Raw genomic sequence first — 15,881 nt, forward strand, 5'->3', positions numbered from 1 at the left:
CCGGAGCATGCAGTGGTGGAACGACCTTCTCGCCTGGCTGAGCACGGACGACGGGCGCCTGGTGCTGCTCGGCGGGGTGCTGCCCTTCGTGGCGATCGTCGTCGCAGGCATCGTGGCCGCCCTCATCGCGCGCGGCGCGATCCGGCGACTGCTGGCCCGCCAGGACCGGGAGGCGAAGTCCGCCGTGCTCGGCCTGCTCGTCGACGCGGCGCGCCAGGCGTCGGGGTGGAGCTCGTCCTCCACCGGCGAGCGCGTCATGCTCGAGCGGGCGATCGCCGAAGCCGACCTCCGGCTCCGTCTGCTGCCTGTGCACGGTGCCCGCAGCGCCGCCGACTGGGCGGCACACGAGATCGAGGGCTTCCGCCGCGCCTCCGCTGCGTTCTCGCTCGGCTTCGACGAGCCGCTGGCCGCGTTCCGCGACCGCCTCGTCGAGTGGCACCGCCGCCCCCGTCGCGCGCGCAAGGGCTTCGACCAGGACCTCGCGCGCTGGCGCGCCGAGGAGGCGGAGGAGCGGCGCATCCGCGACGCCGAGGAGCCGCCGGCGGCCGACCCGGCGACCCCGCCGCTCGCCGCCGTCCCGGCGCAAGCGGCTTCCGCTCCGACTTCGTCTTCCGCCGCTCCCACCCGAGCCGCCCCGTCCCCCGTCGCGCAGGCAGCGCCGGTGCGGCACCGAGAGGCGGACGGCGGCGAGAAGCCGACGCTGGAGCCGCTGCGCGCGCGCACTCCGGACAGCCGGCCCGGCGAGGTGGAGCCACCGACCGACGACGAGTTCGCCGCACCGGTCGGAGCAGCACGCCCCTCCTCCGACGACTGAGCCCGGCCGCCGTTCTCCCTCAGCGGACTCGCATAGCCCGGCTATATGGCCGCGCTAACATTAACCAACGTGAACGATCCCCGCAGCACTCTCGCGTCCCTGATCACGTCGGCGCACCACCTCACGCGCATCGCCGCCCGCGCGACCGGCGACCAGACGTCGCCCGCCGTCTGGCGGACCCTCTCCATCCTCGCCGCCGACGGGCCGATGCGCCTCGGTGAGCTCGCCGCGGCCAGCCGGGTGGCGCAGCCGACCATGAGCAAGCTGGTGCAGAACCTCGCCGCCGACGATCTGATCCGCCGGATCGCGGACGTCGACGACTCCCGCGCCTGGCTCATCGCCACCACCGCAAAGGGCGAGCGGGCGCTCGAGCAATGGCGCGACCGCCTCGCCGACGCAGCCGCCCCCTTCTTCGCCGGCCTCAGCGACGCCGAGCAGCGGACCCTGCACGAGGCCGCGGCGATCGTCTCCCACCGCGTCTCGGCGACAGAGGCAGCCGCCTGAGCGGCGAGCCGAGGCGCGACCTCCTCGAGTAGCCCCGCCGGGACCGAGCGGTCAGGCGAAGTCGTCGAGGACGCCGAACTCGTCCGACCGGCGCGGGCCGCTCTCGACGACGGCGGCGCCCAGCCCGCGGTCGTGCAGAGCCTCGATCCGCTTCCGCACCTGATCGACCAGGTCGCCGTTGTCCGGGTCGGGGAGCGACGATCCGCTCGACTCCGCCAGAAGCGACGTGCCCGAGTTGAGCACCAGCCTCACGTCCACGTGGTCGCCGTCCGGCGCGAGCCCCGAGATCGCGACCTCGTCCCCTGTGCCGGCCACCGCGAGAGCGGCCGCGTAGTCGACGAGCGCGTCGGCGAGGTCGGCCGCGACCAGGAAGGATCGCGGGCCATAGGTGATCAGCTTCAAGAGTCCTCCGGATCGCGCCCGAAGGCTCAGCATGCGGCCGCTTCCAGCCGCCTCCTCACACTAGGTCGCGAACTCGAGCGGCGGGACACGTTCCGCTCCTCACCGGGGTCGGCTATCGTGCGCGCGGCATCCACAGTGGCGGGCCACCAGCCGGACCCGGGCGGCCGCCAGTAGACTTCTGCGGCCCGCCCCGATAGCTCAATGGATAGAGCAACGGCCTTCTAATCCGTAGGTTGCAGGTTCGAGTCCTGCTCGGGGCGCTCGTGTTTTCACTCCGATCGTTCGCGGTCGGCGGGGGCGCACTCCGCTTCTCAGACAGTTGCGCGCCAAGCATGGCGCGCAAAACTCGCCTCGGAGCGCGCCCCCGCCGACCGCTCGGTTCTGGCGAACCATTGCGGCGCCAGTGCGGCCTCTTCAGCCGTGTCCTCCCCCGGCGCGTGAAGGCGGTGTGGGAGCGACGGAGTCTTGGGCGGAACCCGATCCTCGTTCACCCGGTTGTCATGTGGCGGAGGGAGGGTGGGCGCATGTCGATGGCCGAGCCGATCCTTCCCCACTCCTCGTCCGACGAGGACGCCATCCCGGCCGCCGAGCCCGGAGCGGGCGGGCCTCTCCCCGCCGCTCCCGAAGAGCCGGACGTCCTGCCCGGGGAGTGGGACGAGGAGACCGACGTCGACCTCGACGAGCGGGAGGAGCCCCCGTTCCGCACGCCCGCCCCGGGCGACCGCCTGCACCCCGGCGACCTCGCGCCCGGCGGCGACCAGTAGCGCAGGGCCGCTGTCGGCGGCCTTGCTCTGAGGAGCGCGCCTCCCGTTGCGAGCGGCGGGCCGGTCGCGCCACTATGGGCGGAGCGTGAAAGGGCACACCCGATGAGCGACTCCCCCGACTCCCTCCGCGACGACGCCGTGCGCCTGGTGGCGGCGGTGATCGCCCGCGGGCCCGAGTCCGAGCTGGCCCAGGAGATCGCCCAGGAGGCGGTGGACACCCACCCTCCCGCCGACTTCGCGGTCGACGTCGCCGACATCGCGTCGACCTCCCTCCAGGCGCTCGCGGAGTCCGCCGGCGACGACCGGGAGACTCTGCTGCACGAGCTCTCCGACCGCCGCGCCCTGCACGCCGACTGACGCCGTCGCGCGTCCATCGGATGCGACTCGCCGACCCGGGGCCGCTGCGCCGGCGCTCGGCGCCCCTGTGAGGGCGCGGCGCACCCACGCGGGTGAGGAAGACTTCAAGCCAGAACGTCAGGAGGAGCAGCGGCATGACGGACGTCCGGTTCTTCGCGCATCGCGGATCGAGCGCCCGGTACCCCGAGCACACCCGCGCGGCGTACCGTCAGGCGATCGACGACGGGGCCGACGGGATCGAGTGCGACGTGCGGCTCACCGGCGACGGCGCCGTGGTGTGCTGGCACGACGCCACCGTCACGCGCACCACGGGCGCCAAGGGGCGGGTGGACAAGTACAGCCTCGCCGAGCTCGGCCGGCTCGACCTTCTGCGCGGGGCCGTGATCCCGGCCGCCCACGGCGACGCGGCCGAGCAGCTCGTCACCCTCCCCGCGCTGCTCGCGCTCGTCGAGAGCGCCGGGCGCCCGATGCTGCTCGCCATCGAGCTGAAGCCGGCCCGAGGATCCGAGCGGCGGCTCGTCGAGGCCGTGCTGGAGATCCTCGCCGCGGCCGGCTGGGACCCGGCCACCGGACGCGTCGGCGCCGTCCAGGTGTCGCTCATGGCGTTCAGCGTCCCCGTCATCACCGCTCTCCTCGCGCACGTTCCCGCATCGCTCCTCGTGCTGCTCCTCGAGGAGGAGACGCCCAAGGCGCTCGCCCTCCTGGAGGCGGGAACCGTCGGCGCGGGACCCGGCGTCGACGAGGTGCGGCGGCGCCCCGACCGGGTCCGCTCCTGGATCGCCCGCGGCTCGCACGTGCGCGTGTGGACCGTGAACACCGCCGAGGACCTCCACTTCTGCCTCGAACTCGGCGTGCGGGACATCATCACCGATCGCCCGGCCGAGCTGCGCGCCGCCCTCGACGGCCGGTGAGCCCGGACTGCCCCCGCCCCTGCCGCCGGCCTCTCGACCTCGGCCGCCCCGCGCTTCCCGGAGCCCGCTCGGCGCGCCGTCTCGCGCTGAGCCCGTCCTCCCTCCAGACTCGCCGCCTGTGAGCACCACGACGACGGACGCCGCGGCGCTCCGCATTCAGCCGATGCGCGACCTCTGGCGCGAGGGCTGGAAGTCGTTCCTCGCAACGTCCGTCCCGATCTTCGGCGCCCTCGGTCTGGTGGCAGCGGACAGCGGCCGGTTGCTCGCGGTGCTCGCCGGGTTCGCCGGAGCGACGGCCGTGTTCGCTCTCGTCGCCGGGCGGCTGCGCGGCTCGGGCGTGGTCCTCGACGCCGACGGCATCCACGAGCGGGCCTACCTGCGCTCCACGGTCTTCACCCCGCGCCGCCGCGTCCATCAGGCCCTTGTCGTGCCGGTGGGGCGCACGCTGCTCGACGAGGTGACGCATCAGCTCTTCCTACTCGACCGCCGTGGTCGCACACTGCTGCGGATGCGCGGCCAGCTGTGGGATCCCCGGGACCTCAAGGCCGCGGCGAACTACTTCGACGTGCCGGTCCGGATCCTCGACGCGCCCGTGACCTGGTCCGAGCTGCGGCAGTCCCCATACCGCGGCAACCTCGAGCCGTGGGAGCGGCACCCGCTGCTCACCACCGCCGGACTCGTGACCATTGCGATCGCCGTGCTCACGCCGGGGATCACCCTGGCGATGACGCTGCACCTCTAGCTCGGCGGGAGAACCGTCGACCTGCGGCAGCGACAACACCGCGGCGAGGACGATCCCAGCGCAGCGAGCGGCCGATCCGGGCCAGGAGCGGAGGTCAGGAGAACAGGCCGACCAGGCCGAAGACGATCGAGAGCGCGCCGATCAGCAGCGAGATGCCGATCAGCACGGTGTGCACGATCAGGAACCGGGTCGGGCGACCGGACGCGTCGCGGGAGCGCGGGTCACGCATCACCCGGCGGAAGAACGCGGGCCAGACGACGAAGTTCCAGACCCCGCTGACGAGCAGCAGCACGGCGAGGGTCGTCGTCACGCGCCCAGTCTAGGCGGCGGGCCCCTCCGGCCCGGCTGGCTAGACTCGCCTGGTGGCGAACGGCTCCGAACGACTGGTCTGGATCGACTGCGAGATGACCGGGCTCGACCTCTCCGTCGACGAGCTCGTGGAGGTCGCGGTCGTGATCACCGACTACGACCTGCAGCCGGTGGACCCCGGGCTCTCGATCGTCATCAAGCCCGACCAGTCCGCCCTCGACAACATGGGCGACGTAGTGACGGCCATGCACACCGACTCCGGCCTCCTCGACGAGATCCCGCACGGCGTAAGCCTCGCCGACGCCGAGTTCAAGGTGCTCGAGTACATCCAGCGCTTCGTGCCCAACTCGGGCACCGCTCCCCTGGCCGGCAACACGATCGGCACCGACCGCTCGTTCCTCAGCAAGTACATGCCGCGGGTGGACGGCTGGCTGCACTACCGCAGCGTCGACGTCTCCTCCATCAAGGAGCTCGCCCGCCGCTGGTTCCCGCGCATCTACTTCAACGCTCCGCAGAAGGCGGGCGGACACCGTGCGCTCGCGGACATCCTGGAGTCGATCCGCGAGCTCGAGTACTACCGGAAGGCCGCCTTCGTGCCCGCCCCCGGCCCCACCACCGAGCAGGTCCAGGCGGTGTCGGCGGCGGTGGTGGAGGAGTTCGCCTCGCGTCTGTAATAGAATCGATTGTCCGCGTGGGAGACCACACGGATTCCGCCCCGTCTGCGGACGGGACATGGTGGGCGTAGCTCAGTTGGTAGAGCGCTGGCTTGTGGTGCCGGAAGTCGCGGGTTCAAGCCCCGTCGTCCACCCCAATAACTCCGAATGCGGGAACCCCGCGAAACGACATCCGGCAACGGACACCGTTGCCGGATGTCGTCCCGGTTGCCGAATAGGCGTCACTCCGCGCCGGCGGGGATCCGCTCCGGCTGCCGCGTCTCCCGGGCCGCGAACGCCAGGACCCCGGCGAGGGCGATCAGCGCACCGACGATGAGCAGTGCGCGCAGCAGCCCGACCGCGTCGCCGAGCACGCCGATGAGCGGCGGACCGGCGAGGAAGGCGAGGTAGCCGACCGTCGACACGACGCTCACCCGGGCGGCCGCCTTCGCCGGGTCGTCCGTCGCCGCCGAGATGCTCACCGGGAAGCCGAGGGCGCAGCCGAGCCCCCAGAGCACGACGCCGACGACGGTGACCGCCGTCTGGTCGACGAAGATGACGAGCAGCAGCCCCGCGACGGCCATCGCAGCGGACACCCGCAGCACGGGCACCCGGCCGTACCGGTCGAGCACCCGGCCGCCGAGCAGCCGTCCGGCCGTCATCGACGCCGTGAACACCGCCAGCAGCAGGGCGCCCGACGCGTGGGAGGCGCCCCGCTCGTCCACCATGGCGAGCGCGAGCCAGTCGTTGGCGCCGCCCTCGGCGAACGCCATGCCGAGCGCGACCACCCCGAGCAGGAGGGTGCGCGGCTCGACCCAGACCGCCATCCGCTCGGCGAATCGGAGCCGCTCGCCCCCCTCCCCCGCTCGCCGCTCCGCTTCGAGCCGGTCGGCGAGGAGCGCCGGCACCGCCACGAGCACCGCGACGACGAGCAGCACACCGACGGCGGTGAGCTGCACCGACATCGGCACCCTCGCCTGCGCGACGAGCGCCCCGGCGCCCGCCCCGGCCACCGAGCCGAGGCTGAAGAACGCGTGGAACAGGGGAAGCATGCTCTTCCCGCTCCTCCGCTCGGCGGCGGCACCCTCCACGTTCATCGCGACATCGGAGAGGCCCGACCCGATGCCGAAGATCGCCAGCCCGGCGAAGGTGATGGCGTAGCTGCCGAAGACCTCGCTGCCGACTCCGATCAGGACGATTCCGACCGCAGCGAACGACTGGGAGCCGGCGACCGCCCGGCGGGAGCCGACCAGATGCAGGACGGGGCTCGCGAGCAGCAGACCCAGGATCGCCCCCGCCGAGCAGCCGAGGATGAGGAACCCCGTCTGCCCTGTCGTGATGCCGAGGCTCTCACGGATCGCGGGGACGCGGGCGAGCCAGGACGCGAGCGAGAAGCCGGCCACCGCGAACACGACGAACACCGCGTTGCGCCAGCGGACGAGGGACGCGCGCTCGGCGGCGACGGACTGGCTCACGCGTCGGGAGCCTAGCCGGGCCGCGTAGCCTGGACGGGGTCCGCCGCCCCCGCGCGGGCCGGGAAGGATCCATGCCGCTCGAGATGCCGGCCGACGAGTTCGAGAGGCTCGTCGTGGACGAGCTCGACGAGCTGCCCGACGACATGGTCGAGGGGCTCGAGAACGTGGTGTTCGTCGTCGAGGACCGCCCCGAGGACGGGACCCTCGATGTGCTGGGCACCTACGACGGCGTGGCCCTCACCGAACGGGACCGCTACGGCTTCGGCGAGATGCCGGACCGCATCATCCTCTTCCGTGAGGCCCTGCTCGCCATCTGCGAGGACGAGGAGGAGCTGCGGGACGAGATCCACGTGACCCTCGTGCACGAGATCGCGCACTACTACGGCATCGACGACGACCGCCTCCACGAGCTCGGGTGGGCGTAGGCATCCGCCCCGTTGATCGAGGAGCCCGCAAAGCGGGTATCCCATCCCCGGTGATTGAGGAGCGGCCGCAGGCCCGCGTCTCGAAATCACCCGACCGTGCCTTCGGACCGGAGCCGAGGTGGCTGAGTTCGAAGAGAGGGTCGCGTGATTTCGAGACGCCGGCCTCCGGCCGGCTCCTCAATCACCGGGACTGACGCCGGCCTCCGGCCGGCTCCAATCGCCGGTCGGGTTAGAAGCGGTAGGAGTCGACTTCCTTGTTGCCCTGGGTCTCGTCGCTGTCGCGCTCGTCCCAGCGGTAGCGGACGTGCGGCACACCCTGCACCTCGCGGCTGTCCTCGGCCGTGTACCAGAAGAGGCGGTCCTGGCCGCCGAAGGTCGCCATCTCGCTGATCTCGTCGTCGTGCTTGCCGTCGATGAGGATCCGGTGCTCGACGCGGCCCTCGAACGGACCGTCGATGAACTCGGCGACGTACTCCTTGCTGGACGGGACGGACGGCTGCGCATCGCTCATGCCTCCACGTTACCGCGCGCCGATCCGACCCTCTGAGGGGGTTGCCCTAGCCTGGCGCGATGCCACAGCGGGAGCGGAATCGGGTGCTCTGGGCGGTCGCCGCGATCCTCCTCGTGGCCGCCGCCGTCTACGCGCCGATGGCGCTGCTCGCCCCGCTGCCCGCCGCCCGCGTGGTCGACCTGGGCGCGCAGACCGCGCCCGGCGAGGGGCCGCCACCGGTGCTCCCGGCGGCGGGCTCCGCGGCCGTCACGCTCGCCGCGGAGGAGGAGCCGGTCGGCTCGACCGAGGCGGTGCCGATCGCCGCGGCGGCCAAGATCGTGACGGCGCTGCTCGTCCTCGACAAGCACCCGCTCGAGGCGGGGCGCAGCGGGCCGAGCGTGCCCGTGACGGCGGACGACTTCGCGAGCTACCAGCGCTACACGGCGCAGGGCGTCCGCGCCGTCCGGGTGGTCGCGGGTGACACGTGGACGGAGCGGGAGGCGCTGCACGCCATGCTCCTCTCGTCGAGCAACAACCACGCCGAGATGCTCGCGCGCTGGGCGTACGGCTCGCTCGACGGATACCGCAGCGCGGCGCAGGCGTGGTTGGCCGAGCGCGGCCTCGACTCGGTCAGCGTCGCGGACACCACGGGGCTCTCGCCGGAGAGCGTCGGGTCCGGCGCGGATCTCGCCCGGCTCGCCGCGCTCGCCTTCGCCGACCCGTTCCTGGCGGAGGTCGCCGGACTCGAGCGGTCCACGACGACGCGCGGCCTGACGTTCGAGAACGAGATCGCCTACCGTCCCGAGGACGGCATCACGGCCCTCTCCCGCAGCTACACGGATGAGGCGGGAGTCTGCCTCCTCTTCTCCGTCCCGGTGGAGGTCGGCGACGACACCGTCCCCGTGTACGGGGCATTCCTCGGGGAACCGAGCTACGACGACCTCGCCGCCGACATGGATGCGTTCCTCGCGTCCGTCCCCGCGTCACTCACCCGGCATCCCCTGCTCGCCGCCGGAACGCCGGTGGCCCGCTACGAGACCGAGTGGGGCTCGTCCGCCGAAGCCGTGGTGCGCGACGAGGTGACCGCGCTCGGCTGGGGCGGCCGCAGCTCGGACGTCGCCGCGGAGACGCGGCCGGTGACCACGGCGCCTGCCGGCGCCCGCGTCGGCACGGTGGCCGTGACGACGACGGAGGGCGAGGTCACGAGTCCTGTCGTCCTCGAGTCGGCGGTCGCCGACCCGGGCCCGCTGTGGCGCCTGCTCTCCCCCGGCGTCGTCGTGCCCCGGTTCGTCGAGTGGGTCAGCGGAAGGTCGTAGCCCGGCCGTCGAGCACGACGTCCGCGAGCAGGTCGGGACGCTCCCGGCGGCGGAACGCGCGCTCCTGCGCCGCCCAGCGGTCCCAGTGCGGCGCGTACGTCGCCCCGTCGCGGGCGAGGGCGCGGCGCTTCCGCTCCGCCTCGGCGAGCTCGACCCAGATCCCGAAGGTCGCGCGGTCGCGGCTGCGGCGGCTGAGCGCACCGGATCCCTCGACGATCAGCGGGCGGTCGCGGTCGAGGGAGTGCACCTCGGCCGGCGCCGCGGCCGCCCAATCCCACCGGCGCCAGCGGCCGGCGCCGAGGACGTCGTCGACGACGGCACGGCTCGCCTCCTCGAGCCCGTCCCAGCCGGGATAGATGTCGTCGAGGTGCACCAGCTGCGCCGAGAGCAGCCCCGCGAGCGCGGCGGCCAGAGTGCTCTTGCCGGAGCCCGAGCCGCCGTCGAGCAGCACCACGGGCGGCTGCCCGCTCGCCGCGATCCGCTCGACGAGGGGCGTCAGGTCGACGGCGGACTCAGCGTCCGGCAATGAAGTTCCAGTGCCCGGTGGCGACCGAGGCGATCACCGCTGCCGCCGCGATGAGCACGGCGCCGCCGATCAGCGCGGCGTCGCGGCCGCCGAGGCGGGAGGGCCGCGCCCAGGTGCGCCGCCCGGGAGCTCCGAATCCGCGTGCCTCCATCGCGGTCGCGAGCGTGCTGCCCCGGCGGATGGCGAGCACGAGCAGAGCGAAGGCCTGCCCGGCGAAGCGGCGGACGCGTCCGCGGTCGGCGACGCCCCGGGCGCGCCGGGCGAGTTCGAGCGCGCGCCAGTCGTCGCCGAACACCGCGAGCAGGCGCAGTGCGGCGAGGGCGCCGAGGACGAACCGGGCGGGCAGCCGCACGAGCTGGGCGAGACCGTCGGCCAGCTCGGTGGGGTCCACCGTGAGGAACAGCACGACGGCGGGCAGGCCGATCGCGAGCACCCGCAGCACGGTCGCGATCGCGAGCTCGATCGATCCGTCGGAGATCCGGACGAGCAGCCAGTCGACGTGGACGGTGCCGCTCTCCTGGCCGTAGAGCAGGATCGTCAGGCCGGTGAGCGGCGCGGCGAGCCAGACGACCGCCGTCCGCCGCCAGAGGCGCCGCCAGGGCACACCGGCGAACGGCAGGGCCAGCAGCTCGAGCGCGAGCGCGACGGACGCCGACACCCAGTCGAGCGAGAGCACGAGGGCGACGGCGAGCACGCCGGATGCCGCCAGCTTCGCGACCGGGTTCGTGCGGGCGAGAGCCACGGGCGGGGCGTCGACGGCGGTCATGCCGGCTCCCCCACCGGTGCGGCCGCGCCGAGGACGAGCCGCTCCGCGGCGAGCGCGTCGAGGACGGCGCCGTCGTGCGTGACCGTGACGAGAGCGGCGCCCTCCGCGAGCAGCTCGCGGAGCAGCAGCACGAGCTCGGTCCAGGTGACGAGGTCCTGACCGAAGGTCGGCTCGTCGAGCACCAGGACGCCCGGCCGGCTGGCGAGCGCCGTGCCGACCGACAGGCGGCGCTTCTCGCCGCCCGAGAGCGTGAACGGGTTGGCCGCGGCGAGGCGCGCGAGGGAGAGCCGCTCGAGGAGCTCCTCGACCCGCGCGGCGACCTGGGTCTCCGGCAGGCCGAGCGCCCGGGGCCCGACGGCGAGCTCGTCGGCGACCTGCGCCGCGAGGAACTGGTGCTCGGGATTCTGGAACACGGTCCCGATCCGGGAGAGCAGCTCGCGTGAGGTCCACCGTGCGGGATCGTCGGCCGCGCCGGCGGCGAGCCGAGCCTCGGCGACGACCCGGCCCGACCTCGGCGGGAGGAGCCCGGCGAGGGTCAGCGCGAGCGTCGTCTTGCCGGCGCCGTTCGGGCCGGTCACGGCGAGCGCCCCGCCGGAGCGGACGACGGCCGGCAGCTCGACGGCCGCGAGGGCCTGTCGTCCGCGTCCCACCACGAGCGAGTCCGTGCGCAGCAGCGCTGCGCCCGGCGCGACCTGCAGGGGCGGGAGGTGCGGGGTGTGACCCGGCACCCACACTCCCCCGGCGGCGAGCCGGTCGCCCTCCCGCCGGAAGACGTCGGCGGGGCTGCCGTCGGCGGCGATCCCGCCGCTGGGATCGAGCACGACGACGCGGTCGACGAGGTCGGCCCACACCTCGGTGCGGTGCTCGACCACGACGAGGGTCGCCCCCGTCGCGTCGACGAGCCGCTCGACGGCGTCGCGCACCTCGCCGACGCCGTCCGGGTCGAGGTTCGCGGTCGGCTCGTCGAGCAGGATGACGCCCGGCCGCATCGCGAGGACGCCGGCGAGCGCGAGCCGCTGCTTCTGGCCGCCGGAGAGCCTGGACGTGGACGCGCGCAGCGGCACATCGAGCCCGACAGCGCCGAGCGCCTCGGACACCCGCGGCCAGATCCGGTCGCGTGGCAGCCCCAGGTTCTCGCAGCCGAACGCGACGTCGTCGCCGACGCGGGCGAGGAGAACGCCCGCCTCGGGGTCCTGCAGGACGAGGCCGGCGCGCCCGCGAGCCGAGGCGGACGGGACGCCGTCGAGGAGGAGGACGCCTTCCTCCTCGCCCTCGTCCACACCGCCGAGGAGGCCGGCCATGCCCTGCAGCATCGTCGACTTGCCCGCGCCGGACGGTCCGAGGAGCAGGACACGCTGACCCGCCGGGATGTCGAGGTCGACTCCGCGCACGGCGAAGTCGCGGCGGGCGGCGTGCCGCCACCCCCAGCCCCGCGCGGTCAGGTGCGCGGGCCGCACCCCGTCGTCCACGTCAGACCCGGACGGACTCGCGCCCCGCCGCGAAGCGGCTGAGCGCGCCGGTCCTGGCGAGAGCGCGGGCGAGGATCCAGGACAGCCCGCCGGCGAGAACGGCGCCGGAGACGACCGAGCTCGCGAGGTAGATCGTCGCGAACGCCGCTCCCGACCCGGGGTACCAGAGGATCAGGTCGTTGACCGCGCCGAAGAGGCCGGCGCCGGCGCCCGCGAGCACCGCGACGGGCAGGCTCCAGCGGCGGTAGAGGAAGGCGAGGAGCACGAGCTCGGCCCCGAGGCCCTGCACGATGCCCGCCTCGAAGGTGAGGAAGCTGCCCCACTGGTTGCCGGCCAGGGCGGAGACGACCGCCGCGACGAGCTCGGTGAAGATCGCGGCGCCCGGCTTCCGGATGATGAGCCCGCCGAGCACTCCGGCGAACAGCCAGACACCGTTGACGAGCCCCTGCAGGCCGGGCAGCGCGGCCTCGAGGACCGAGCCCGGCAGCTGGTAGCCGAGGTTCCAGGCGAGGAAGACGAAGCCCGCCGCGACGCCGAGGACGGCGGCCACGACGATGTCGACGACCCGCCAGCGGAAGCGGGACTGCCCGCGAAGCGGGGCCGGAGAAGTGGTGGTGCTGGTCACGATTCGTGCCCTTTCGTAGAGGAAAAGAGGGCACGGGATTCCTTGAGATGCCTCCCTGCGCTGGCATGATCCAGATCAGGTTCGACGGTCGAAGCTTGGAGAAGCTTCCTCTCAGCCCGGCTCACCGGACTCCCGTGTCGGCTCGATTCTAGTGCGCGCGCCGGCGCAAAGGCTGCGCAGCCCCCGAGGTCAGCGCTGGAGCCACGCGAGGACCGCCAGCACCCGGCGGTGGTCGCCGCCGGAGTCCTCGAGGCCGAGCTTGCCGAAGATCGACGTCACGTTCTTCTCGACCGCGCCCACCCCGATGAACAGGGCCTCCGCGATGGCGGCGTTCGTCCGCCCCTCCGCCATCAGCTGCAGCACCTCACGCTCGCGCGGCGTGAGGGTCGCGAGCGGGTCGTTCCGGCGGCCGATCAGCTGAGCGACGACCTCCGGGTCGAGCACCGTGCCGCCGGCGGCGATGCGCCCGATCGCGTCCTCGAGGTCGGCGAGCGACGCGACGCGATCCTTCAGCAGGTAGCCGACGCCGCCGCGGCCGGAGCCGAGCAGCTCCTGGGCGTACGCCACCTCGACGTACTGCGAGAGCAGCAGGATGCCGGTGCGGGGCAGCCTGCCGCGGAGGGCGATCGCCGCGCGCACGCCCTCGTCCCGGAACGTCGGCGGCATCCGCACGTCGAGGACGGCGAGGTCCGGGGCGAGCGCCGGAGCGGCCTCGAGCAGTGCGTCCGCGTCGCCGTAGGCCCCCACGACCTTGTGGCCGGCCTCGACGAGAACGCGGACGAGGCCCTCGCGCAGGAGGACCGAGTCGTCGGCGACCACCACCCGCAGCGCGCTCACCCGCCCCAGCCTAGGGGCGGGTGAGCGCCTGCGAGACGCGTCAGCGAACGGACGGCGGCAGGTCCGTCATCACCGGCAGGGTGGCCGTCACGACGGTCGGTCCGCCCGCGGGGCTGTCGACCGAGAGGGTGCCGCCGAGGCCGTGCACGCGCTCCTCCAGTCCGGCGATGCCGTGGCCCGGCAGCGCCGCGGCGCCGCCCCGCCCGTCGTCCGTCACGACCACTTCGAGCCAGGTGGCATCGCCGTCCGGCACCCGGCGCAGGGCCACCCGCACCTCCACGGCCGTCGCGCCGCTGTGCTTCGCGGCATTCGTCAGCGATTCGGCGGCCACGAAGTACGCGTTGCGCTCCAGCTCGGCGGGCAGGGCGGTCTCCTCCGGCAGCTCCGACACGACGCGCGCCGGGATCGTGCTGCGCACCGCGAGGGACTCGAGAGCGGGCACCAGACCGCGGTCGAGCAGGATCGGCGGGGCGAACCCTCGCGAGATGGCGCGCAGCTCGTCGAGCGCGTCCCGCGACTGCTGCAGCGCTCCGGCGATCAGCTCGCGGGCGGCGGCCGGGTCGCGCTCGAGCTGCCGATCCGCGGCGGCGAGGTCCATCTGGAGCCGGACCAGGCGCTGCTGCGGCCCGTCGTGGATGTCGCGCTCGAGCCGGCGCAGCGCCGTGCCCTCTGCCGCGACGGCCGCGGTGCGGGACGAGGAGAGGTCGCTGACCCGCTCGCGCAGCGCGTCACTGGGGAAGGCGGCGAGCATCCCGCGGGCGATCCACCAGTGCAGGAGCACGAGCCCGCGGGTGATGAAGGGCAGCGTGACCAGGAGGATCACCCCGACGATCAGGTAGACGACCGAGTCGCCCACCCGCTGGCTCACGCCGGTGACGGCACCCGGGCTGAACCAGCCGACGACCACGTCGAGCAGGTTCCAGCCGCGCTCGGGCTCGGGCAGCCAGCGCTGCCAGAACCAGTAGGTCACGCCGCCGAGGCCGGTGGTGAGCCAGGTGAAGGAGATTACCCAGCTCACGATGCCGATGACCGGGTTGATGACCATCGTGTGCAGCAGCGCGAGCCAGTAGTGGCCGTCCGTGAAGGGCCGGAGGAAGTCACCCATCGAGCGGGTGGTGAACGGCGTCCAGCGCGGCCGCGGGATGCGCGGACGCCCGGCGGCCTCGAGCCGCACGACCTCGAGCATGCCGAAGCCGCGCGAGACGAACAGCGACAGGAGCACGAGCGGGATGCCGATCAGGACGAAGAGGAGGCCGGTGCCCGCGGAGAAGAGGGTCGAGGAGACGGTGAGCGCGACGACGACGATCGGCAGGGTGGGGAGCAGGAAGCCGAGCTCGCGGGGCACGCCCGCCCAGAGCCGGCCGTAGGTGCTGCGCTCGCGCCGCTCGGTGCCGGCGGCGACGGGGGCGGCGGTGCTGGTGGTGGTCATGGTGGAGTCCTTCGGGGTCATTCTTCCGTTCGGGAAGGACTCCAGCCTCCCGAGCGGCGCGATCCGCGGACATCCGGCCCGACCCCGGATCGGAGGGGGGATATCCCCCGCCCTCCTAGGCTGGTCGGGTGGAATTCTGCGTCTTCACCGAACCCCAGCAGGGCTACGAGTACGAGACCCTCCTCGCGAACGCGCAGGCGGCGGAGCGGCTCGGCTTCGACGGCTGGTTCCGCAGCGACCACTACCTGCGCACGGGATCGTCCGTCGATGGGCTGCCCGGCCCGACCGACGCGTGGACGACGCTGGCGGCCCTCGCCCGCGAGACGTCCCGAGTGCGGCTCGGCACCCTCGTGTCGTCGGTGACCTTCCGGCACCCCGGCGTGCTCGCGATCCAGGTCGCGCAGGTCGACCGGATGTCGGGCGGGCGCATCGAGCTCGGGCTCGGCGCCGGCTGGTACGCGGAGGAGCACGCGGCGTACGGCATCCCGTTCCCGGAGAAGCGCTTCGGGCTGCTCGAGGAGCAGCTCGCCGTGCTCACCGGGCTGTGGGGCACGCCCCTCGGCGAGCGCTTCGACTTCGCGGGCACGCACTACACGCTGACCGACTCCCCCGCCCTGCCGAAGCCCGCCCAGCAGCGGGTGCCGGTGATCATCGGCGGGATGGGCCCCAAGCGCACGCCCGAGCTCGCCGCCCGCTACGCCACGGAGTACAACGCCGCCTTCGCCCGGGACGAGAACATCGCCGCGGCGTTCGGGCGGGTGCGGGACGCCGCCGAGGCGGCAGGCCGGCCCGACGGGGACCTGCGGCTCTCCACCGCCCACACCACGGTGGTGGGCCGGACCGAGGCGGAGTTCCTGATGCGCGCCGAGCGGATCGGCGCCGACCCGGAGCAGCTGCGCCGCTCCAACCTGGGCGGCACCGTGGCGGAGGTCACCGACCGGATCGGCCGCCTCCGCGACCTGGGCGCGAGCCGCGTCTACCTGCAGCTGATCGACCTCGAGGACGAGGAGCACCTGGAGCTCCTCGCGTCCGAGGTCGTCGCCCCCTTCCGCTGACGCGGGTCGCGC

20 protein-coding genes, 2 tRNA genes and 1 riboswitch are annotated in these 15,881 nt (G+C 73.6%); of the genes, 12 read left to right on the plus strand and 10 right to left on the minus strand.

Features of this window, described 5'->3' with window-relative positions:
* The first annotated feature begins 7 nt into the window (after positions 1 to 7).
* Both J3P36_RS05210 and J3P36_RS05215 read left to right on the plus strand, forming a co-directional pair.
* The gene (locus J3P36_RS05210) at positions 8 to 814 is read left to right on the plus strand and encodes a hypothetical protein (RefSeq protein WP_210506159.1); all 807 of its coding nucleotides are present in this window, start codon (positions 8 to 10) and stop codon (positions 812 to 814) included.
* 69 nt (positions 815 to 883) lie between these two features.
* Positions 884 to 1,318 carry a MarR family transcriptional regulator gene (locus tag J3P36_RS05215; RefSeq protein ID WP_307806953.1) on the plus strand — a complete coding sequence of 145 codons (435 nt, stop codon included), beginning with the start codon at positions 884 to 886 and terminating at the stop codon, positions 1,316 to 1,318.
* A 51-nt stretch (positions 1,319 to 1,369) separates the two neighbouring features.
* Here J3P36_RS05215 and J3P36_RS05220 read toward each other — a convergent pair whose 3' ends face one another.
* A complete protein-coding gene (locus J3P36_RS05220) occupies positions 1,370 to 1,720 on the minus strand; it encodes a hypothetical protein (protein ID WP_210506161.1) in 351 nt (116 codons plus the stop codon).
* A gap of 187 nt (positions 1,721 to 1,907) precedes the next feature.
* Between J3P36_RS05220 and J3P36_RS05225 the strand changes: the two genes are divergently transcribed.
* The 5 genes from J3P36_RS05225 to J3P36_RS05245 all read left to right on the plus strand — a co-directional run bounded on the left by J3P36_RS05225 (position 1,908) and on the right by J3P36_RS05245 (position 4,494).
* Positions 1,908 to 1,980 (plus strand) — tRNA-Arg (locus J3P36_RS05225).
* A 264-nt stretch (positions 1,981 to 2,244) separates the two neighbouring features.
* On the plus strand, positions 2,245 to 2,484 hold the full coding sequence (locus J3P36_RS05230) for a hypothetical protein (RefSeq protein ID WP_210506162.1): 240 nt from the start codon (positions 2,245 to 2,247) through the stop codon (positions 2,482 to 2,484).
* A 102-nt stretch (positions 2,485 to 2,586) separates the two neighbouring features.
* Complete coding sequence (locus J3P36_RS05235; RefSeq protein WP_210506163.1) at positions 2,587 to 2,841, plus strand: hypothetical protein; 255 nt, start codon at positions 2,587 to 2,589, stop codon at positions 2,839 to 2,841.
* A gap of 134 nt (positions 2,842 to 2,975) precedes the next feature.
* The gene (locus tag J3P36_RS05240) at positions 2,976 to 3,752 is read left to right on the plus strand and encodes a glycerophosphodiester phosphodiesterase family protein (protein WP_210506164.1); all 777 of its coding nucleotides are present in this window, start codon (positions 2,976 to 2,978) and stop codon (positions 3,750 to 3,752) included.
* A 118-nt stretch (positions 3,753 to 3,870) separates the two neighbouring features.
* Entirely contained in the window at positions 3,871 to 4,494 is a 624-nt protein-coding gene (locus tag J3P36_RS05245; RefSeq protein ID WP_210506165.1) for a hypothetical protein, read from the plus strand.
* Positions 4,495 to 4,588: 94 nt separating this feature from the next.
* Here J3P36_RS05245 and J3P36_RS05250 read toward each other — a convergent pair whose 3' ends face one another.
* Positions 4,589 to 4,804 (minus strand): SCO4848 family membrane protein, encoded by a 216-nt coding sequence (locus J3P36_RS05250; RefSeq protein ID WP_210506166.1) that lies wholly within the window; start codon positions 4,802 to 4,804, stop codon positions 4,589 to 4,591.
* A gap of 52 nt (positions 4,805 to 4,856) precedes the next feature.
* Between J3P36_RS05250 and orn the strand changes: the two genes are divergently transcribed.
* Together orn and J3P36_RS05260 are read left to right on the plus strand one after the other, a co-directional pair.
* Positions 4,857 to 5,477 (plus strand): oligoribonuclease, encoded by a 621-nt coding sequence (orn, locus tag J3P36_RS05255; protein WP_210506167.1) that lies wholly within the window; start codon positions 4,857 to 4,859, stop codon positions 5,475 to 5,477.
* Between the two features lie 61 nt (positions 5,478 to 5,538).
* Positions 5,539 to 5,614, plus strand: a tRNA-His gene (locus J3P36_RS05260).
* An 84-nt stretch (positions 5,615 to 5,698) separates the two neighbouring features.
* On the opposite strand, the gene J3P36_RS16735 is transcribed toward J3P36_RS05260, so the two are convergent.
* Positions 5,699 to 6,931: an MFS transporter gene (locus tag J3P36_RS16735; RefSeq protein ID WP_210506168.1), complete on the minus strand. Its 1,233-nt coding sequence runs from the start codon at positions 6,929 to 6,931 to the stop codon at positions 5,699 to 5,701.
* Positions 6,932 to 7,002: 71 nt separating this feature from the next.
* On the opposite strand from J3P36_RS16735, the gene J3P36_RS05270 reads away from it, so the two are divergent.
* Positions 7,003 to 7,356 carry a metallopeptidase family protein gene (locus J3P36_RS05270; RefSeq protein WP_210506169.1) on the plus strand — a complete coding sequence of 118 codons (354 nt, stop codon included), beginning with the start codon at positions 7,003 to 7,005 and terminating at the stop codon, positions 7,354 to 7,356.
* A 229-nt stretch (positions 7,357 to 7,585) separates the two neighbouring features.
* Here the strand turns inward: J3P36_RS05270 and J3P36_RS05275 are convergent, their stop codons facing one another.
* Positions 7,586 to 7,867 carry a hypothetical protein gene (locus tag J3P36_RS05275; protein ID WP_210506170.1) on the minus strand — a complete coding sequence of 94 codons (282 nt, stop codon included), beginning with the start codon at positions 7,865 to 7,867 and terminating at the stop codon, positions 7,586 to 7,588.
* A gap of 59 nt (positions 7,868 to 7,926) precedes the next feature.
* Here J3P36_RS05275 and J3P36_RS05280 point away from each other — a divergent pair, with 59 nt between their 5' ends.
* On the plus strand, positions 7,927 to 9,162 hold the full coding sequence (locus tag J3P36_RS05280; protein ID WP_210506171.1) for a hypothetical protein: 1,236 nt from the start codon (positions 7,927 to 7,929) through the stop codon (positions 9,160 to 9,162).
* Here the strand turns inward: J3P36_RS05280 and J3P36_RS05285 are convergent.
* The 6 genes from J3P36_RS05285 to J3P36_RS05310 form a co-directional block, all read right to left on the minus strand.
* Positions 9,146 to 9,688 (minus strand): ATP-binding protein, encoded by a 543-nt coding sequence (locus tag J3P36_RS05285; protein WP_246854147.1) that lies wholly within the window; start codon positions 9,686 to 9,688, stop codon positions 9,146 to 9,148. The two genes, J3P36_RS05280 and J3P36_RS05285, sit on opposite strands and share 17 nt — an antisense overlap.
* Complete coding sequence (locus tag J3P36_RS05290; protein ID WP_210506172.1) at positions 9,675 to 10,454, minus strand: energy-coupling factor transporter transmembrane protein EcfT; 780 nt, start codon at positions 10,452 to 10,454, stop codon at positions 9,675 to 9,677. The genes J3P36_RS05285 and J3P36_RS05290 overlap by 14 nt, the downstream gene beginning before the upstream one ends.
* On the minus strand, positions 10,451 to 11,923 hold the full coding sequence (locus J3P36_RS05295) for an ATP-binding cassette domain-containing protein (protein WP_307806954.1): 1,473 nt from the start codon (positions 11,921 to 11,923) through the stop codon (positions 10,451 to 10,453). The genes J3P36_RS05290 and J3P36_RS05295 overlap by 4 nt, the downstream gene beginning before the upstream one ends.
* A 1-nt stretch (position 11,924) precedes the next feature.
* Positions 11,925 to 12,551 carry an ECF transporter S component gene (locus J3P36_RS05300; RefSeq protein ID WP_210506645.1) on the minus strand — a complete coding sequence of 209 codons (627 nt, stop codon included), beginning with the start codon at positions 12,549 to 12,551 and terminating at the stop codon, positions 11,925 to 11,927.
* Between the two features lie 32 nt (positions 12,552 to 12,583).
* A riboswitch (TPP riboswitch) is annotated at positions 12,584 to 12,694 on the minus strand.
* A gap of 43 nt (positions 12,695 to 12,737) precedes the next feature.
* Complete coding sequence (locus J3P36_RS05305) at positions 12,738 to 13,385, minus strand: response regulator transcription factor (protein ID WP_307806955.1); 648 nt, start codon at positions 13,383 to 13,385, stop codon at positions 12,738 to 12,740.
* Between the two features lie 40 nt (positions 13,386 to 13,425).
* Positions 13,426 to 14,814 carry a sensor domain-containing protein gene (locus J3P36_RS05310; protein WP_210506173.1) on the minus strand — a complete coding sequence of 463 codons (1,389 nt, stop codon included), beginning with the start codon at positions 14,812 to 14,814 and terminating at the stop codon, positions 13,426 to 13,428.
* Between the two features lie 128 nt (positions 14,815 to 14,942).
* Between J3P36_RS05310 and J3P36_RS05315 the strand changes: the two genes are divergently transcribed.
* On the plus strand, positions 14,943 to 15,869 hold the full coding sequence (locus J3P36_RS05315) for an LLM class F420-dependent oxidoreductase (protein WP_210506174.1): 927 nt from the start codon (positions 14,943 to 14,945) through the stop codon (positions 15,867 to 15,869).
* The last annotated feature ends 12 nt before the right edge of the window (positions 15,870 to 15,881 follow it).

Source organism: Naasia sp. SYSU D00057 (genome assembly GCF_017916505.1).
In the GTDB taxonomy this organism is placed as follows: domain Bacteria; phylum Actinomycetota; class Actinomycetes; order Actinomycetales; family Microbacteriaceae; genus Naasia.

Coding starts and splice junctions, on each gene's coding strand:
- J3P36_RS05270 (WP_210506169.1), top strand. CDS start 7,003: ATGCCGCTCGAGATGCCGGCCGACGAGTTCGAGAGGCTCGTCGTGGAC.
- J3P36_RS05240 (WP_210506164.1), top strand. CDS start 2,976: ATGACGGACGTCCGGTTCTTCGCGCATCGCGGATCGAGCGCCCGGTAC.
- J3P36_RS05235 (WP_210506163.1), top strand. CDS start 2,587: ATGAGCGACTCCCCCGACTCCCTCCGCGACGACGCCGTGCGCCTGGTG.
- J3P36_RS05230 (WP_210506162.1), top strand. CDS start 2,245: ATGTCGATGGCCGAGCCGATCCTTCCCCACTCCTCGTCCGACGAGGAC.
- J3P36_RS05275 (WP_210506170.1), bottom strand. CDS start 7,867: ATGAGCGATGCGCAGCCGTCCGTCCCGTCCAGCAAGGAGTACGTCGCC.
- J3P36_RS05210 (WP_210506159.1), top strand. CDS start 8: ATGCAGTGGTGGAACGACCTTCTCGCCTGGCTGAGCACGGACGACGGG.
- J3P36_RS05310 (WP_210506173.1), bottom strand. CDS start 14,814: ATGACCACCACCAGCACCGCCGCCCCCGTCGCCGCCGGCACCGAGCGG.
- J3P36_RS05280 (WP_210506171.1), top strand. CDS start 7,927: ATGCCACAGCGGGAGCGGAATCGGGTGCTCTGGGCGGTCGCCGCGATC.
- J3P36_RS05290 (WP_210506172.1), bottom strand. CDS start 10,454: ATGACCGCCGTCGACGCCCCGCCCGTGGCTCTCGCCCGCACGAACCCG.